The following is a 17,030-nucleotide window of genomic DNA, read 5'->3' on the forward strand; positions in this document are numbered from 1 at the left end:
AAATATAATTTATTAAAATGAAGAAAGTCTATTTTTTAAAAACTTGTAGTACTTGCCAAAGAATTTTAAAAGAAGTAAACACTACTAATTTCGAGCTTCAAGAAATAAAAACAAACGCTATTACAACCAATCAGCTAGAAGAAATGTTTTTATTAGCTGGTAGTTACGAGGCGCTCTTTAACAAACGAGCGCAGTTGTACAAAGCCAGAAATTTAAAAGAGCAAGTAATTAGCGAGCAAGATTACAAACAATTAATTTTAGAAGAATACACTTTTTTAAAGCGCCCTGTTTTTATGGTTGATCAAGAAATTTTTATAGGTAATAGCAAAAAAGTAATTGAGGCTTTAAAAGAAAAATTAGCTAAAATTTAAGCCGATAAGTACAACTTTAATAAATTTTCTGCTTCTTTTTGAGCGCTCCAATGTTCTAAAATTGTTTCTCTAGCCTGTGTACCTGTGTTTAGGGCTTTATCTTCTATCATTTTTAACAAAAGATTCTCTAACTCTACAACATTTCCTGGTGCAAACAGATAACCATTTTTTGCATGCTTTATTAATGTAGAATGCACTCCAACATTTTTTGTGGCAATTACTGAACAACCTACAGACATTGCCTCTAGCGTAACCAAAGAAAATCCTTCTGTAAAACTTGGCACTACCACAATATTAGCCGCTTGATAATAAGAAACGATATTGGTTGTTTCTTGTATAAAGTAAACTTGTTTATCTATTTCAAATGTTTGTGATATTATTTTTAACTCGGCTAAAAAAGCTGGCTTATCTACAGTGCCAACAACTACTAAAGCCCAATCTTTATGTTTCTTTAAAACTTTGACAGCATTTAAAAGTGTTAAATGTCCTTTAGATTTTCGAACTCTACCAGCACAAAGAATGATCTTTTTTTTAGCAACTTCTTTTAAAACAACCTCATTTTTAGGTGTAAATTGCTGCACATTAACACCATGCCCTATAACCGTATTTTTAATTCCTAAATTTTTACCCATCTGATCGATAAGCGTAATTACTTTATCTGCTTTTTTCAACAAAAACATTGTTAACCAAGAAGGTTCTGTATCTGAATGTCTGGTTGCAATTAAAGTGAATTTAGCTCCTAAAAACCTATAAAATAACATTCTTAAAAGTTCGTTATTTCTGTGGCAATGAACTACAACTTTTGTTTTCGAAAATAAGAGTTTTTTTAAGTCGCCTTTAGAAATTTTTAATCCATCTACATTATAACCATAGATATAGGTTTCAATCTTTTTACTTAAAAAAGGCAATACATTTTCGATACTTCGCGTAACACCTGTTCTTCGTTTATGAAAATGAGTATGAATTAAAATAGGTTTCAAGAGCAATATTTTTAAGCAAATTTGCGTGTTATAATTTCTAAAAAACGAGTTTCTAAATCCTCTTTCCCTTCCCAATTATAATCGGGCTTTACCATTTTAGAAATAAACTTTTTCGCATCTTTTTCTGTGTTGTAAGAGTTTAATTGAGACATTACCCTATTAAAATCTTCTTGACTGTCGTTAAACAAGTTTTTAACAAACGCAATGCGATCGTTTAAACCAATTTGTATGCTTAAATTTAAGGTATCATTTAAAGATTTTGACTCAGGTAAATCGAACAAAGTTGCCATTTCATCCACAGAAATAGTATCTTTTAATTCTTCTTCTAAAGAAACTTGTTTGGGTGCTTCTGTTTCCACAGAATTTACAACACTCTCTTCTGTAAAAACCTCTTCAGAAGATAATATACGCTCTAATTCATCAAAAGGTTGTTCTTTAATTTCTTCTACTACAGCCTCTGCTAAGATTTCTTTTGCTGGTATTTCTGGCTCAGTTATTTCTTCTTTTTCGGCAACCAAGTTGGTTATTTCCTCTTTGCTTACAATTGCCTCTTCTACTGCTACTTCTTGTATCTCTTCTTTGGTCTGTTTAATTTCGAAAGCAACCGTTGCTAATTTGGTTAATGTTTCTTTTGTTTCTTCTAAATTAGGGGTTGTATTTACGTATTCTTCTACAAAAGCCAATACCGATAATTTTTCGTAGAGCTCTTTAGATTTTTCTTTTAAAGCAAAAACATCTGCTTTATTTTTCATTTTTAATATGCTATGCGCTAAACTTATTAAATCGGTTTCTAATCTTTTGTGCATAAGTTGTAAATTGATGTTCTTTTATATGAGTAAATAATCTTAAATTTGTTTAAAAAATAAGGTTGATTTTAACTTTAAAATTCTAACGCATAAAAATACAAAATGTTTCTCGAAAATACAGTAAATCACATAGAACAATTTGGATGGATAGAAGTAATTTGTGGTTCTATGTTTTCTGGTAAAACAGAAGAATTAATAAGACGTTTAAAACGAGCACAATTTGCAAAACAGCGTGTAGAAATTTTTAAACCTTCGGTTGATGTTAGATATGATGAAGAAGAAGTTGTTTCTCATAATGATAACAGAATACGTTCTACACCAGTACAAATAGCATCAAATATTCGTTTATTAGCAAATGATGTTGATGTTGTTGGTATTGATGAAGCCCAATTTTTTGATGATGAAATTGTGTCTGTTTGCAACGACCTAGCCAACAGAGGCATTCGTGTTATTGTTGCGGGTCTAGACATGGATTTTAAAGGAAATCCTTTTGGTCCAATGCCTGCCTTAATGGCTACTGCAGAGTATGTTACCAAGGTGCATGCTGTTTGTACTCATACCGGTAATTTGGCACATTATAGTTTTAGAAAAGCAAAAAATGACGCATTAGTTTTACTGGGTGAAACTCAATCTTACGAACCACTTAGTAGAGCTGCTTATTACAAAGCCCTTAAAAAGCAAGCAGAATCGTCTGATATAGCATCCGAAGAAATAACATCCGAAGAAAACAAAACATCATAAAAAAGAGCAATTATAGCATTTAACAACTATGAATACAAATGTTACGGTTTTAGAAATAAATGGTACTGCTTTAGAACACAACTTACATTATTTTAAGAAAAAGTTAGCCCCAGAAACAAAAATTTTAGCAGTTGTTAAAGCTTTTGGCTATGGCAGTGATGGAGTACAAGTTGCAAAATTTTTAGAAGACAAAGTTGCCTATTTTGCCGTAGCATACACCCAAGAAGGCATTGCTTTAAGAGATGCTGGTGTAAAAACACCTATATTGGTATTGCACCCGCAAATACCAAATTTAAAAGCCATCATTTCTTATAGATTGGAGCCAAATTTATATAATTTTAAAATTTTTAATGCATTTTTAAAGCTTGCAGACGAGGCTCCTTTGATGAATTATCCTGTGCATATAAAATTTAATACTGGTTTAAATAGATTGGGGTTTTGGCATACAGATGTCCCTAAAATACTTAGTAGTCTTAAAGAAACATCACATATTAAAGTTGCATCTTTGTTTTCTCATTTAGCAGCTAGCGAAGACCCAGAGGAGCAAGAATTTACTACCAATCAAATACATAATTTCGCCTATATTGTTAAGCAATTTTACAGTCATCTTAGTTATGAACCTATGTTGCATATTTTAAACACTTCTGGTGTAATTAATTACCCAAAAGCGCAGTTTGATATGGTAAGAATAGGGATTGGTTTGTATGGTTTTGGAAATGATGAAACTGAAACTGCTGCATTAAAAAACACTCATAATTTAACTTCTATCATTTCTCAAATTCATTTGATAGAACCCGGAGAAACTGTTGGTTACAACAGAGCTTTTGTTGCTAAAAAAGCAAGTAAAACCGCTACAATTCCCATTGGCCATGCGGATGGTTTGTCTAGAAAGTTGGGTAATAACAAAGGATATGTGTTAATTAATAATAAGAAAGCAAAAATAATTGGCAACGTTTGTATGGATATGATTATGGTTGATGTTACCCTAATTGATTGCCAAGAAGGCGATGCGGTTGTGATATTTAATTCGCAAGAAATGATACAACATATTTCAAACGCATCAGAAACAATACCTTACGAAACCTTAACAGCAATTTCTGCACGCGTGCAAAAAAAATTAAAAAGAGAATAGTTTTTAGTACATTCGCTATCTAATCATTAATTAAAAAATAAAAAAATGTTTAAAGAATTTAAAGAATTTATTACTGGCGGTAACGTTATCGAGTTTGCTGTTGCAGTAATTATGGCAGGTGCAATTGGCAGTGTTGTTAAAGGGTTTGTAAGCAACATTGTAATGCCTGTAGTTGGCTTATTTACTGGTGGTGTTAGCTTTTCTGACAAGAAATTTATTTTAACTGAAGCTGTTTTAGACGCTACAGGAAAAGTAGCTACACCAGAAAATGCAATTTTATATGGTGCTTGGATAGATAGTATTATCAATTTAGTTATTGTAGGTTTTGTAATGTTTTTAATGATCAAATCTTACAATAAAACTAAAAAGAAAGAAGTACCTGCACCAGAGGCACCAAAAGGGCCTTCTCAAGAAGAATTACTTGCCGAAATTAGAGATTTGTTATCTAAAAAATAACTTTTTTATTACATTAAAATGATAAAGGCGGCCTATATAGACCGCCTTTATTTTTGCTTTTGAGCTATTTTTTTTGTACTTTTAAACAAATGAAAAAGAGATGAAAGCGCTACCAATCATTAATTTTGAAGAAAAGATATTCAAGAAAAAGAAACAACTTTTATTAAAATTCCCCTACAATAATACTTTAATAAATTATTTAAGAAAAATGCCTTTTGTATACTGGAGTTCGACTTTAAAATGTTGGTACACCGAAGACAATGGCAATAACTTGATAAAAATTAAAGCTGCCCTTAAAGATGTTACTCAATTAAATACCAAAAACTTATCTTCTAAAAAGTTATTTAAAAGAGACTTAAATATTGATCAGAAAAAGTTGCTAAATAGTTTTTATCTTTATTTAAAAGGTAAAAGATACAGTGCAAGTACAATTAGTACCTACACCCATTTTATGGCCGATTTTATTGGTTTTAATACAAAAAACGAATTGAATAATTTAACATCAAAAGATGTCGATTTATTTATTGAAAGTGTTTTTATAGAAAGAGAATATTCGATTAGCACACAAAGACAATTTATAAGTGCTTTAAAATTATTTACTGTGTTTTATCCGCATACTCAAATTGATAATTTAGTCTTAGAGCGTCCAAAAAAGTCGAAAAAATTACCCAATGTATTGTCTCAAGAAGAAGTTTTAAGAATTATTAGCGCTACACAAAACTTAAAACACCGGGCAATTATAGCATTGTTATATTCTTGTGGATTAAGAATTAGCGAATTGATTAATTTACGTTTGGCCGATTTTAATTTAGAGAGAAAACAATTGATAGTAAAAGAAGGTAAAGGCAGAAAGGATAGATATGTGAGTTTAGCAGATAGTTTTATGCCTTTATTATCTAATTACTACTACAGCTATTTACCAAAAATATATTTTGTTGAAGGCAATAATAATCAAAAATACAGTGCAGAGAGCGTACGACAATTTTTAAGAAAAAGTTGTTTAAAAGCGAATGTTAAAAGACGGGTAACACCACACACTTTGAGACACAGCTACGCAACTCATTTATTAGAGAACGGAGTAGATATACGATACATACAGTCTTTATTAGGACATGCCAGACCAGAGACTACAATGATTTACACCCATGTAAAGCGAAAGGATTTAATGGAAATACAAAACCCACTAGATATTGCTTTACAAAAAGCACAAAAAGTTGATAATGAGAAGGGAAATGTTTTGTTATCCCGAAATTTTTAGGTAAAATCCCTTATATTTGATTTAATATAACTAGTTACCACCAATTTGAATGAATCGCATTTTAAAAAACATATTAATAATTCTAACAGTTGGAATATTCCAAAATATACTTGCGCAGGAAACGAAAGTTGGAAAAGTGACAGTTGTAAAATACAGAGATACTAACGACAAATTCACGGAATCGACAACTGACTCTACTCTAGCGTATTTGAATAAAAGAGAACACAATATTTTAATTACAAATAAGAAAGACACTATACGACTGAAAACTAACTCTCGTGGAATTTTTGAAATCCCAAAAAGATATTTTACTTATTGTAGTATAACTGTAAATCCTAAAACAAAAGACTTACGAGAAGAATTTTTGTTTATGGAAGGTCTTGGGATAAAAGATAGTCTCGAATTTGAAATTTATGATTATCATATTTCAAATAAAATCGATTCGACAAAAGCACCTGAATTCTATACTAAATTCAACACTAAAAAGGCTGAACAGGACTTTTATGCTGGAAAAAAAAGATACTTACTTGGAAATGGAATTGAATACTCGAATAAATTTATTGAACAATTGGAATTAAAATCTAAAGAATATCGATTTGAAATTGAGTATCCCGAAAAAATGTATGGAATTTTGGAAGAACATCGAATTCTATATAGATATAACGACCGAATGAAAGAATTGCTCGGAATAAAAAACTGGTGGTAACACCGTGTATAATTAATTGCTTGGTTTTGGGCATTTTCCGAAAATCTTCGCAGATTTTCAAGTCAGTAAATATTTAGTAACTTTAGTGCTTGAGAGCAAGCAACTAATCATACACAAGAACGTTGGCTGTAATTTGAGAGAAATTCGTAAATGGCAAGAATATACGGAAAAATAGAATCACTGAAATCTCTAAAATCTGAATTAGAGAATAATGGAATTTCCAGATTTAATTCTGTAAAAGAAATTAAAGATTTTTTATCAAATTATAATTCAGAAAAACTCACTGTTCTTAATAATGAATCAGATAAATTAGAAAAAGAATATTCTGAAACATGTTCTAATCTAAAACGAAGAATACATAACAAAACTGAAAAAATCAATTTAGAAACTGAAAAAATTGATAATCGAATTTCTGATTTACTGAAAAAAGTTAATATTATTAATACGAAAAATATTAACTTTCTAAAAAAAATAATCTCAACTGTAAAACTATATTCTCTAAAAAAGCAATTGAATTACTTCATTAAAAATAAAAATGAATTATTAAGTGCTTCGGTAAAAGAGATAACGAGAAACATTGAAAATGATGAGATTTTCATAAAAAAATACGAAACTAAAAAACAAAATTTAATTGAAAAAAGAGCAAAATCTAAAATAGAAAAATTAGAATATACACGAAATGTTTTAGAAAACTCAAGAAATCTAATTTCAGGAGCAATAGGAGAAAATTTAGTAGTTAAAGAAATTAAGAAACTTTCAGATGAATATGTATTAATTAATGATTTCAATTTAAATTTTTCTCGTCCAATTTTTTACAAAAAGCATAATCAAAGGATATACTCTGTACAAATTGATCACCTTTTAATTTCAAAAGCAGGAATTTTTATAATAGAAACAAAAAACTGGAGCAAATCATCAGTCAATACTATTAATTTAAGGTCGCCGATTGAACAAATTGAAAGGTCAAATTTTGCACTTTATGTCTATATCTCCGAAAATATAACATTAAATGAACATCATTGGGGAGAACAACAAATTCCAATACGAAATCTTATTGTTATGATTAATAATAAGCCAAAAGGTAAATTTAAGTATGTAAAAATTAAACTCTTAAACGAACTTAATGATTATATAAGTTATTTCGAACCTGTTTTAACGGAAAATCAAATAGATAGAATAACAAATAAATTGATTTAATGAAAAAACTACAGCCAACACCGTATAAACTTTATTGCTGGTTTTGGCTCACTTGGGAAATTCCTCCGGAATTTCGCCGTTCGTATTTTATTTACTAAATTCACTGCTTAAACAACGCAACAAAGCTTATACAACAACGTTGTGTGTAATGTAAAAATCGTGCTAAAATTGAACATTTGAACTAATAAAGCCAACGCTCAAACAGCACATTTATTTTTTTTGCCAACGCGAAAAGCCAACGCGTAAAAAAATAAAAGAGCTGTTTCTTGCCAACGCTCGGAATAATATTAAATTTGAGAAAAAACATTAAACCTATATGAGCTTATTTCAGAACTCTGTTCTAAACAAATATTTAAAAGGATTAGATTCCGAAAAAGTTAATGAAGCTTACGAAAGATTTACAAGCCATTTCCATAATCCTACCATTCAAGAAAACATAAGGAATTCCAAAGAGGAACAATACCAAGGCGAATTTCTGATTGACCTTTTTGTAAACGTATTCGGATATATTAAAAACCCAACGCCTGATTTTAATCTCACAACGGAATTAAAAAACATAAAAGGTTCAAAAAAGACTGATGGAGCAATTCTAAAAGGCGACAAAGCACTTGCAGTTATTGAGCTAAAAGGAACAAACACAACCGATTTAAGCAAAGTAGAAACACAAGCATTTGGATATAAAAACAACCAACCAGGTTGTAATTATGTAATTACTTCCAACTTTGAGAAATTGCGTTTTTACATTGACAATGCAGTAGATTTTGAAGAATTTAATTTATTTCAACTTACTAAAGAGCGTTTTGAAATCCTTTGTCTTTGTCTTTCGTCAGAATATCTTCTAAAAGACATTCCTAAAAAGATTAAAGATGAATCCTTAACTCAAGAGGAAAACATCACTAAAAAATTATATAAAGATTACGCATCATTTAGAAATGAAATTTTTGATGCAATCCAAAATGAAAATCCTGAATACGATAAGCTTACTTTATTCAAGAAAACACAAAAACTACTTGACCGTTTTCTATTCATATTCTTTGCAGAAGACAGATTATTACTTCCACCTAATTCTATTCGTTCAATTGTAAACCAATGGACTGATTTAAAAGATAAATACGATGAGTATTTTCCTTTGTACGACCGATTTAAAAAGTATTTCGGTTATATGAACACAGGACATAAAGGACAACAACACGACATTTTCGCTTACAATGGTGGACTTTTTTCACCAGACGATATTTTAGATAATATCAAAATCAATGACGATTTACTTTACAAACACACAGTTAATTTAAGCAACTACGATTTTGAGAGCGAAGTAAGTGTAAATATACTTGGACACATCTTCGAACATTCGTTAAACGACATTGACGAAATACAAGCAGAAATACAAGGAATTTCATCTGACCAAAGTAAAACCAAACGTAAAAAAGATGGCGTTTTTTACACACCAAAATATATCACAAAATACATTGTAGATAATACTATTGGTAAACTTTGTGAAGAAAAGAAAATCGAACTTGATATACAAGAAGCAGAATACGAGAAAGAACGCAAAGGAAGACAAAAAGCAACTTTAAAAAAACTGACGCAAAAATTAGATGATTATAGAAAATGGTTATTGCAAATTACCATTTGCGACCCAGCTTGTGGAAGTGGTGCCTTTTTAAATCAAGCGTTAGAATTTCTAATTGCAGAACATCAATACATTGACGAATTACAAGCCAAATTGTTTGGAGATGCATTAATTTTGAGTGAAGTTGAGAATGCGATTTTGGAAAATAATATTTACGGTTTAGATATAAATGAGGAAAGTGTTGATATTGCTAAACTTTCACTTTGGTTGAGAACTGCACAAAAAGGCAGAAAATTGACCTCATTAAATAGCAATATCAAACCCGGAAATAGCTTAATCGATGACCCAAGTGTTGCAGGCAAAAAAGCATTTAATTGGCGAGAAGAATTTCCAAAAGTTTTTGCTAAAGGTGGTTTTGATGTTGTAATAGGAAATCCGCCATATGTTTTCACAAGAACAGGAGAATTTATGGAAGAATCCAAAAACTATATTTTAGACTATGTTCTTGAAAACTCAATCTCTACAACTTCAAAAGGTTTAAATATTCAGAAAGGCAAAATAAATCTGTTTGCAATTTTTATTATAAAATCAATTGAAATCCTTAATAAAAACGGTTACCAGAGTTTTATAATTCCAAATAATATTTTAAGAGCTACGCCTTATGAAGCCATAAGAAAATTTCTTCTTGAAAAATCTACTATCAATGAAATTGTTGATTTAGGTAAGGGAGTTTTTTCAGACGCAACAGTTTCTACAGTTATAATGTCACACTCTCATTTTCGAGAAAACGCCAAAATTAACATTACAAAAAATGTAAAAGATTTAGTTTCTAAAAATTGTGAATATTCAAAAGTACCTCAATCATTTTTCTTGAAAAATGAGCAATATGTTTTAAATATACTTGTAAACGCAGAGGATATTGAAATAATTGATAAAATAGAAAAGGTTGAAAGTAAACTCGGAGACTTTTTTAAATTCATCTCACCTGGAATAGATGGCGACAAAAATAAATATGTTGCAAAGTCTAAATTAAATGACAAATACAAACCCTTATTATACGGTAAATCATTTACCAGATACAGAATACGAGAAACCAATGATTATATATTGTACGATAGAGAGCTTCTAAATCGAGCAAGAAAAGAAGAAATATATTTAAGCGATAAAATAATAATACAAAGAATTAGTGGTGGCTTAATGCCATTAACAGGCACTATTGACAGAAACCAATATTATACTTTTAATTCTGTAAATAATTTAGTCCCTAAAAAAAATTATAAAGAGAGTTTAAGTTATTTTCTTGCTTTATTAAACTCAAAATTGATAAATTGGTATTACGCTATTAAATTTTCAAATCGCTCAAACTTAACTGTCAATATTTCAAAAACTTTTCTTGAAATTCTTCCTATTAAGTTAAGTTCAGATGAGTTGTTATTGAAAAAATTCAAAACTATGGTTGACAACCTATTGGAGATTAACAAAGACTTTCAAAAAATATTAAGTAGTTCAATAAACTTAATTGAGACCAAATACGACAACATTGAAAACAACAGAAAAATAAATGCTTGGTATAAGTTAGAATTTAAAGATTTTATATCTGAATTAAGTAAAAATTCAGTTTCTCTCACAATTAGCGAAGAAGCTGAATGGATGGAATATTTTAACGAGCAAAAACAAAAAGCGGAAAAATTAAAAACAGAGATAGACAAAACCGAATATGAATTAGACCAAATGGTTTATGAATTGTATGGACTGACGGAAGACGAAATTAAAATAGTTGAAGAAGCCACAGCTTAAGCCATACACATTTGCAATTCGCTTCAGCCAACACACAAGCCCAAAATTGCAAAAGAGTATGTCTTGCCAACGCTCACATTTGAACTAAATAACAAACATCGAAAAACCAAGCAGAACGCAAAACACTACACACAACAACGTGTATAAAACATAGCTATTATAAGCTTTCCAAGAGGTTTTTGTATATTTACAAAGTACGCCAAATTTTTTATTTGGTTATATTTAGAAAAGAAAATTAAACATAAAAATAAAAAATTCGGCTCGTGCTAAATCCGAAAAGTTAGCGACTATTTATACGCTACGTTTCATACACAAGACCGTTAACCGCTATTTAAGCACAGAAACGCAGAGAAGATTACGTTCTCAAAATAAGTGATTTTTGGGGTGTGAAAATCCTCGATATATTTGATAATTGAAACTCGGAATTTTGAACTGAATTTTGAAACTTGCCGAACCTTACGTGAAAACTCAGTTTGTCCGATAATTGAAACTCGGAATTTTGAACTGAATATTAGAACTTACCGAAAGTCGCGTGAAAATTACAGCGTGAAAAACTCAGCTTGTCTGAATTTTAGAACTTGAATATAATAAAGTAAATTAAAAACTATTTTGAACGAAAAAAATGGTTAAATTTATCAATAAAAACAGCGGTTAACACCGTATATAGCAAATGGGGCTTTTAGGCAAAATCCAAAAGTTTGTGCTTGTCCCGAAAATCGCCAAATTTTTTATTTGGCTTTAAAGTAAAATAAGATAAAGCAAAATAAAAAATTTGGCTAAGTGAAAGCCCGAAAGAAAAACACTTCCTTCTGCCCCACTTGCCATATACAAGACCGTTACCACCAATTTGAATGAATCGCATTTTAAAAAACATATTAATAATTCTAACAGTTGGAATATTCCAAAATATACTTGCGCAGGAAACGAAAGTTGGAAAAGTGACAGTTGTAAAATACAGAGATACTAACGACAAATTCACGGAATCGACAACTGACTCTACTCTAGCGTATTTGAATAAAAGAGAACACAATATTTTAATTACAAATAAGAAAGACACTATACGACTGAAAACTAACTCTCGTGGAATTTTTGAAATCCCAAAAAGATATTTTACTTATTGTAGTATAACTGTAAATCCTAAAACAAAAGACTTACGAGAAGAATTTTTGTTTATGGAAGGTCTTGGGATAAAAGATAGTCTCGAATTTGAAATTTATGATTATCATATTTCAAATAAAATCGATTCGACAAAAGCACCTGAATTCTATACTAAATTCAACACTAAAAAGGCTGAACAGGACTTTTATGCTGGAAAAAAAAGATACTTACTTGGAAATGGAATTGAATACTCGAATAAATTTATTGAACAATTGGAATTAAAATCTAAAGAATATCGATTTGAAATTGAGTATCCCGAAAAAATGTATGGAATTTTGGAAGAACATCGAATTCTATATAGATATAACGACCGAATGAAAGAATTGCTCGGAATAAAAAACTGGTGGTAACACCGTGTATAATTAATTGCTTGGTTTTGGGCATTTTCCGAAAATCTTCGCAGATTTTCAAGTCAGTAAATATTTAGTAACTTTAGTGCTTGAGAGCAAGCAACTAATCATACACAAGAACGTTGGCAAACAGTTAAAAACTGAATACGAATGAAAATTTCAGAAGAAAAATTATATAAATATTTAGAAATTATTTTATTAGAATCTGAAATTACAGAGCCTAATAGCTCTATGAATATTTTACACGAAAAATATCTGAATCCAATAACAGAATCAGAAAGAGAAGAGTACTTTAACATTACTAGCGGCATTGTATTATTAGGTGTGAAACTTGGATATTTTAAATATTTATCAAAAGAAACAGATTGGTATGAATTGACTGAAAAAGGCATAAAAGCAAAAGAAAAAGGTGGGCATTTTAAATATTTAGACTTCATAGAAACAAAGGAATTAGAAAAAGTTAAGCCGACAATTATTGCCGAAAATTATATTGGTGGAAATAATCACGGAATTCAATCATCACGAAGTGCTTTTGATAACCCCGAAATACATAAACAAAGTAAAATAACAGAAACTAAACCTCCTAAAAGGTCTTTTCTAGAAATTACTTCTTGGGTAATTGGTGCGGTTGCAGCTATAATTGCTATATATGAATTCATAATTAAAAAGTTATAATATACTTTCACTTAATATCGGTGTGAAAGTTAGACCGAATAAAAACCGATTTGCCAACACCGTGTATAATTAATTGCTGGGTTTGGGTATTTCCCGAAAATCCTCGCAGATATTCAAGTCAGTAATATTTAGTAACTTTAGTGCTTGAGAGCAAGCAACTAATCATACACAAGAACGTTGTAAAAAACTGTACTCAGCAAACTCGGGAGAAAATAGTTGAACAAAATTCTTGAATTTAAAAACAGTTATTTTAAACACTCTCTCGCTCGTGGAGTTTTGCAAAATGAATTAGATAAAAAAGGGTTTAAGAAAATCGGAGAAATTACTCAAACGGAAAACATAAATTGCGGAATTATCACTCAAACGTGAATTTATCAGTTTACTCAAAAGATCAAAATGCGGAATTAAAATCTTTGCGGAATCTACTCGTAAAATCTTAAAACAGAAAATTGAAAAAACAGAATAAAAAATAAAAAAACAGCTATTTTACAACAACGTGTATAAAAAATTGCTAAATTTAGCTTAATCAAAAGTCAGTGCTTTTTTGCAAACAACAATTTTCCTGCGGAAAATAGCCGTTTGCTTTAAACGCAACTTTCTATAACACAAACACGTTGCAAGTAATAGCGGAAAACACTCAGACTGAAAAAAAATTGCGGTTTTAAACTCTTGAATTAACTGTTTCTAAATTTGGAGAAATTCGTGAAAAATGAGACACTCTCTCGCTAATGAAAATTTTATCAAAATGCGGAATTTCCAATATTGTGGAATTGAGCTGCATTCGGAATTGAGCAAGTTGGCGGAATTATCTCTCAAGCGAAAAAATGTAACTGTATTGCCTAAGTTTGCGGAATTAATCAGGTTTACGGAATTGAAAGCTATTAGATTAATATGAAAAACAAAGAATATAATGGGTGAAAAAACTACTACTTGCAACAACGTGTATAAAAAATTGCTATATTAGTCTTAAACTAAAACTAATTGCTTTTTTATGTACTACTGATTTTCCGTTGGAAAATCCTCGCACATAAAACAGCAACTTTCTATACACAAATACGTTGTGCATAATGCGGAAATCGTGCTAAAATTGAACATTTGAACTAAAAACGCCAACGCACAAACAGCACATTTATTTTTTGCCAACGCTCGAAAAGCCAACGCTTAAAAAAATAAAAGAGCTGTTTTTTGCCAACGCGCAACAACAAACCTAACAACCGAAAAAATGATAAACCAACTTTGCAACACCATTGCATTGAAAAGTTTTTATCTTTGTACCAATGAAATTTATTACAATCATATTATCGCTAATAATACTTTTTTTGTCAATCAAACCTTGTTCTGATGGAAATAATACTGAAGACCAACACCAAGACGAAATAAGTGCTGAACACAATCATCAAAATGATAGCGATGATACTTGTCCAATAACTTGTATTTGTAATTGTTGCGGAATAGCAATCACATACCAACCACTTCAAATTTTCGAATTAGGTATTAACAACTCAATTTCTACAGAAATAATATTTGTTTACCAATCAATTTACAGATTTGATTATCATTCAAATGTTTGGCAACCGCCACAATTGATAAGCTAATTTAAAGACGTAAACGTCAAAAAAATTTAGTTAATCAATTTTACATTTTCAATGAATAAATACATATTGAGCACAATGCTCACAATTATAATGTGCTTTTTTGCCAAAGCACAAACATCTGATATACAAATAAAAGTAGTTTCAGAATCTGAAAACGAGCCATTATTAGGAGCAACAGTCTATTTTGAAGTTTTAGAAAAAGGAGCTGTAACCGATTTTGACGGAATTGCAACTTTTACCGAAATTCCAAACGGAGAACACAATATCATAATTTCTTATTTAGGTTTTGAAACCTTAAAAACGACTATTCAAATCCCAAGTAATGCAGACTTAATTTTCAAATTAAAAAGTGGAGGAAACGAATTGGACGAAGTTGTTTTGCAATCTTCAAGAAGTACAAGAACTGTAAAGAAAATCCCAACAAGAATTGAATTTATTGGAGTTGAGGAATTAGGCGAAAAAGCAATTATGAATCCAACCAATATTTCAATGGTACTTCGAGAAAGTACAGGAATTCAAATGCAACAAACCTCTTTAAGTAGTGGAAATACAAACATTAGAATACAAGGTCTTGATGGTCGTTACACACAACTTTTAAGAGACGGATTTCCACTTTATGGAGGTTTTTCAAGTGGTTTGAGTATTCTACAAATCCCACCTTTAGATTTGCAACAATTTGAAATCATTAAAGGAAGTTCTTCAACACTTTATGGTGGTGGAGCAATTGCAGGTTTAATAAATATGGTTTCAAAAACACCTGACGAAGAACCTGCTTTAGACATTATGTTAACGCAAACACAAGCTTTGGGAAGTACTGCAAACGTATTTTACAGTAAAAGGAATGAAAAATTTGGTGTTTCACTTTATGGTTCAGGTCATTATCAAAAAGCTTACGACCCAGAAGATGATGGTTTTAGTAATTTACCAAAAACAAAATCTATTTCATTTAACCCAAAATTCTTTTATTATCCATCTGACAAAACTACGTTTTGGTTTGGTTTAAACGGAACATACGATGACAGAATTGGTGGAGACATCACCAAAATAGAAAGTGGCGAAAATGGAATTCATCAATATACAGAGGAGAACATTTCAAAAAGATTAAGTAGTCAAGCAGTTTACAAAACTCAAATAGATTCTATTAGTTCTTTGAACATTAAAAATAGTGTATCATTTTTCGATAGAAATTTAACGATTCCCGATTTCAATTTTGATGGTAAACAAACAAACACATTTACAGAAATAACTTATCAAAGAGAAACTTCAAAAACAGATTGGATTTTTGGAGCAAATTTGTATACATCAAACTTTGATGAAAATGATACTGCAACTTTACAACGTGACCAAAAAGACATCACTTATGGAATGTTTGCCAACAATATTTATGACCTTTCCGATAATTGGATTTTAGAAACTGGATTGAGAGCAGATTACAATACTGATTTTGGCTTTTTCCCACTTCCAAAAATTTCATTGCTTTATAAAAATGACAGCGGATTTTCGAGTAGAATTGGTGGTGGTTTAGGTTACAAGATTCCAGATATTTTTACAGAAGAGGCTGAATTTATCAATTTTGAAAATGTACTTGGCATTGATAAATCTTCATTAAAAGCAGAACGTTCTTATGGTGTAAATCTTGATTTCAATTATCAAACACGTTTATTTGAAACCATTGGTTTTTCAATTAATCAACTCTTTTATGTTACAGCAATTAACAACGGATTGTTATTAAATAGTACAAATAACGGTTTGTTTGCATTTGAAAATGCAACTAACGAAATTTTAAGCAAAGGAGCAGAAACAAATATTAAGTTTACTTATAAAGATTTTAGATGGTTTTTAAATTATGCTCTTATAGATACAAAATTGAACTATTTGGCAGGAAATCCACAAAAACCACTAACCGCAAAACACAATGCAGGAAGTGTATTAATGTACGAATCTGATAAATGGCGAATTGGTTACGAGACTTTCTATACAGGAAAACAGTTTTTATCAAACGGAACAGAAACCACAGATTTTGTAACTATGGGTTTACTTTTAATGAAAAATTTTAAATTTGGTAGTGCTTTTGTGAATTTTGAAAATTTCACAGACAGACGACAAAGTAGGTTTTCGCCTTTGGTTTTGCCACCACACGAAAACCCAGAATTTCCAGAAATTTATGCACCAACAGACGGATTTATTTTTAGCGTAGGAATTATTATTAAACCATTTGGCAATGAAGAACATTAA

Annotated in this window: 14 protein-coding genes; 12 read left to right on the forward strand and 2 right to left on the reverse strand. The window is 30.3% G+C overall.

Annotated elements, in window-relative coordinates:
- Positions 1 to 17: 17 nt before the first annotated feature.
- Positions 18 to 371 carry an arsenate reductase family protein gene (locus Q0678_RS08980; protein WP_299056866.1) on the forward strand — a complete coding sequence of 118 codons (354 nt, stop codon included), beginning with the start codon at positions 18 to 20 and terminating at the stop codon, positions 369 to 371.
- On the opposite strand, the gene Q0678_RS08985 is transcribed toward Q0678_RS08980, so the two are convergent.
- Both Q0678_RS08985 and Q0678_RS08990 read right to left on the reverse strand, forming a co-directional pair.
- Positions 368 to 1,351, reverse strand: a complete 984-nt coding sequence (locus Q0678_RS08985) for a glycosyltransferase family 4 protein (RefSeq protein ID WP_299056869.1) — start codon at positions 1,349 to 1,351, stop codon at positions 368 to 370. The genes Q0678_RS08980 and Q0678_RS08985 overlap by 4 nt on opposite strands.
- Positions 1,352 to 1,362: 11 nt before the next feature.
- Positions 1,363 to 2,103, reverse strand: a complete 741-nt coding sequence (locus tag Q0678_RS08990; RefSeq protein WP_299056871.1) for a hypothetical protein — start codon at positions 2,101 to 2,103, stop codon at positions 1,363 to 1,365.
- A 156-nt stretch (positions 2,104 to 2,259) separates the two neighbouring features.
- On the opposite strand from Q0678_RS08990, the gene Q0678_RS08995 reads away from it, so the two are divergent.
- From Q0678_RS08995 to Q0678_RS09045, 11 genes are all read left to right on the forward strand, one after another.
- The gene (locus Q0678_RS08995) at positions 2,260 to 2,898 is read left to right on the forward strand and encodes a thymidine kinase (protein ID WP_299056874.1); all 639 of its coding nucleotides are present in this window, start codon (positions 2,260 to 2,262) and stop codon (positions 2,896 to 2,898) included.
- A gap of 28 nt (positions 2,899 to 2,926) precedes the next feature.
- Positions 2,927 to 4,030 carry an alanine racemase gene (gene alr, locus Q0678_RS09000; RefSeq protein ID WP_299056876.1) on the forward strand — a complete coding sequence of 368 codons (1,104 nt, stop codon included), beginning with the start codon at positions 2,927 to 2,929 and terminating at the stop codon, positions 4,028 to 4,030.
- Between the two features lie 45 nt (positions 4,031 to 4,075).
- Positions 4,076 to 4,486 (forward strand): large conductance mechanosensitive channel protein MscL, encoded by a 411-nt coding sequence (mscL, locus tag Q0678_RS09005; RefSeq protein ID WP_299056878.1) that lies wholly within the window; start codon positions 4,076 to 4,078, stop codon positions 4,484 to 4,486.
- A 100-nt stretch (positions 4,487 to 4,586) separates the two neighbouring features.
- Positions 4,587 to 5,744 (forward strand): tyrosine-type recombinase/integrase, encoded by a 1,158-nt coding sequence (locus Q0678_RS09010; protein ID WP_299056881.1) that lies wholly within the window; start codon positions 4,587 to 4,589, stop codon positions 5,742 to 5,744.
- 49 nt (positions 5,745 to 5,793) lie between these two features.
- Entirely contained in the window at positions 5,794 to 6,450 is a 657-nt protein-coding gene (locus Q0678_RS09015; protein WP_299056883.1) for a hypothetical protein, read from the forward strand.
- Between the two features lie 150 nt (positions 6,451 to 6,600).
- Positions 6,601 to 7,647 (forward strand): nuclease-related domain-containing protein, encoded by a 1,047-nt coding sequence (locus Q0678_RS09020; RefSeq protein ID WP_299056885.1) that lies wholly within the window; start codon positions 6,601 to 6,603, stop codon positions 7,645 to 7,647.
- A 316-nt stretch (positions 7,648 to 7,963) separates the two neighbouring features.
- Entirely contained in the window at positions 7,964 to 11,017 is a 3,054-nt protein-coding gene (locus Q0678_RS09025) for a TaqI-like C-terminal specificity domain-containing protein (RefSeq protein ID WP_299056889.1), read from the forward strand.
- Positions 11,018 to 11,868: 851 nt separating this feature from the next.
- A complete protein-coding gene (locus Q0678_RS09030; protein ID WP_299056883.1) occupies positions 11,869 to 12,525 on the forward strand; it encodes a hypothetical protein in 657 nt (218 codons plus the stop codon).
- Between the two features lie 150 nt (positions 12,526 to 12,675).
- Complete coding sequence (locus Q0678_RS09035) at positions 12,676 to 13,200, forward strand: hypothetical protein (RefSeq protein WP_299056892.1); 525 nt, start codon at positions 12,676 to 12,678, stop codon at positions 13,198 to 13,200.
- Between the two features lie 1,277 nt (positions 13,201 to 14,477).
- Positions 14,478 to 14,795 carry a DUF6660 family protein gene (locus Q0678_RS09040; RefSeq protein ID WP_367181511.1) on the forward strand — a complete coding sequence of 106 codons (318 nt, stop codon included), beginning with the start codon at positions 14,478 to 14,480 and terminating at the stop codon, positions 14,793 to 14,795.
- A gap of 75 nt (positions 14,796 to 14,870) precedes the next feature.
- A complete protein-coding gene (locus Q0678_RS09045) occupies positions 14,871 to 17,030 on the forward strand; it encodes a TonB-dependent receptor (protein ID WP_299056899.1) in 2,160 nt (719 codons plus the stop codon).

Origin of the sequence: uncultured Polaribacter sp. (assembly GCF_947497125.1) — a bacterium.
Taxonomy (GTDB): Bacteria; Bacteroidota; Bacteroidia; order Flavobacteriales; family Flavobacteriaceae; genus Polaribacter.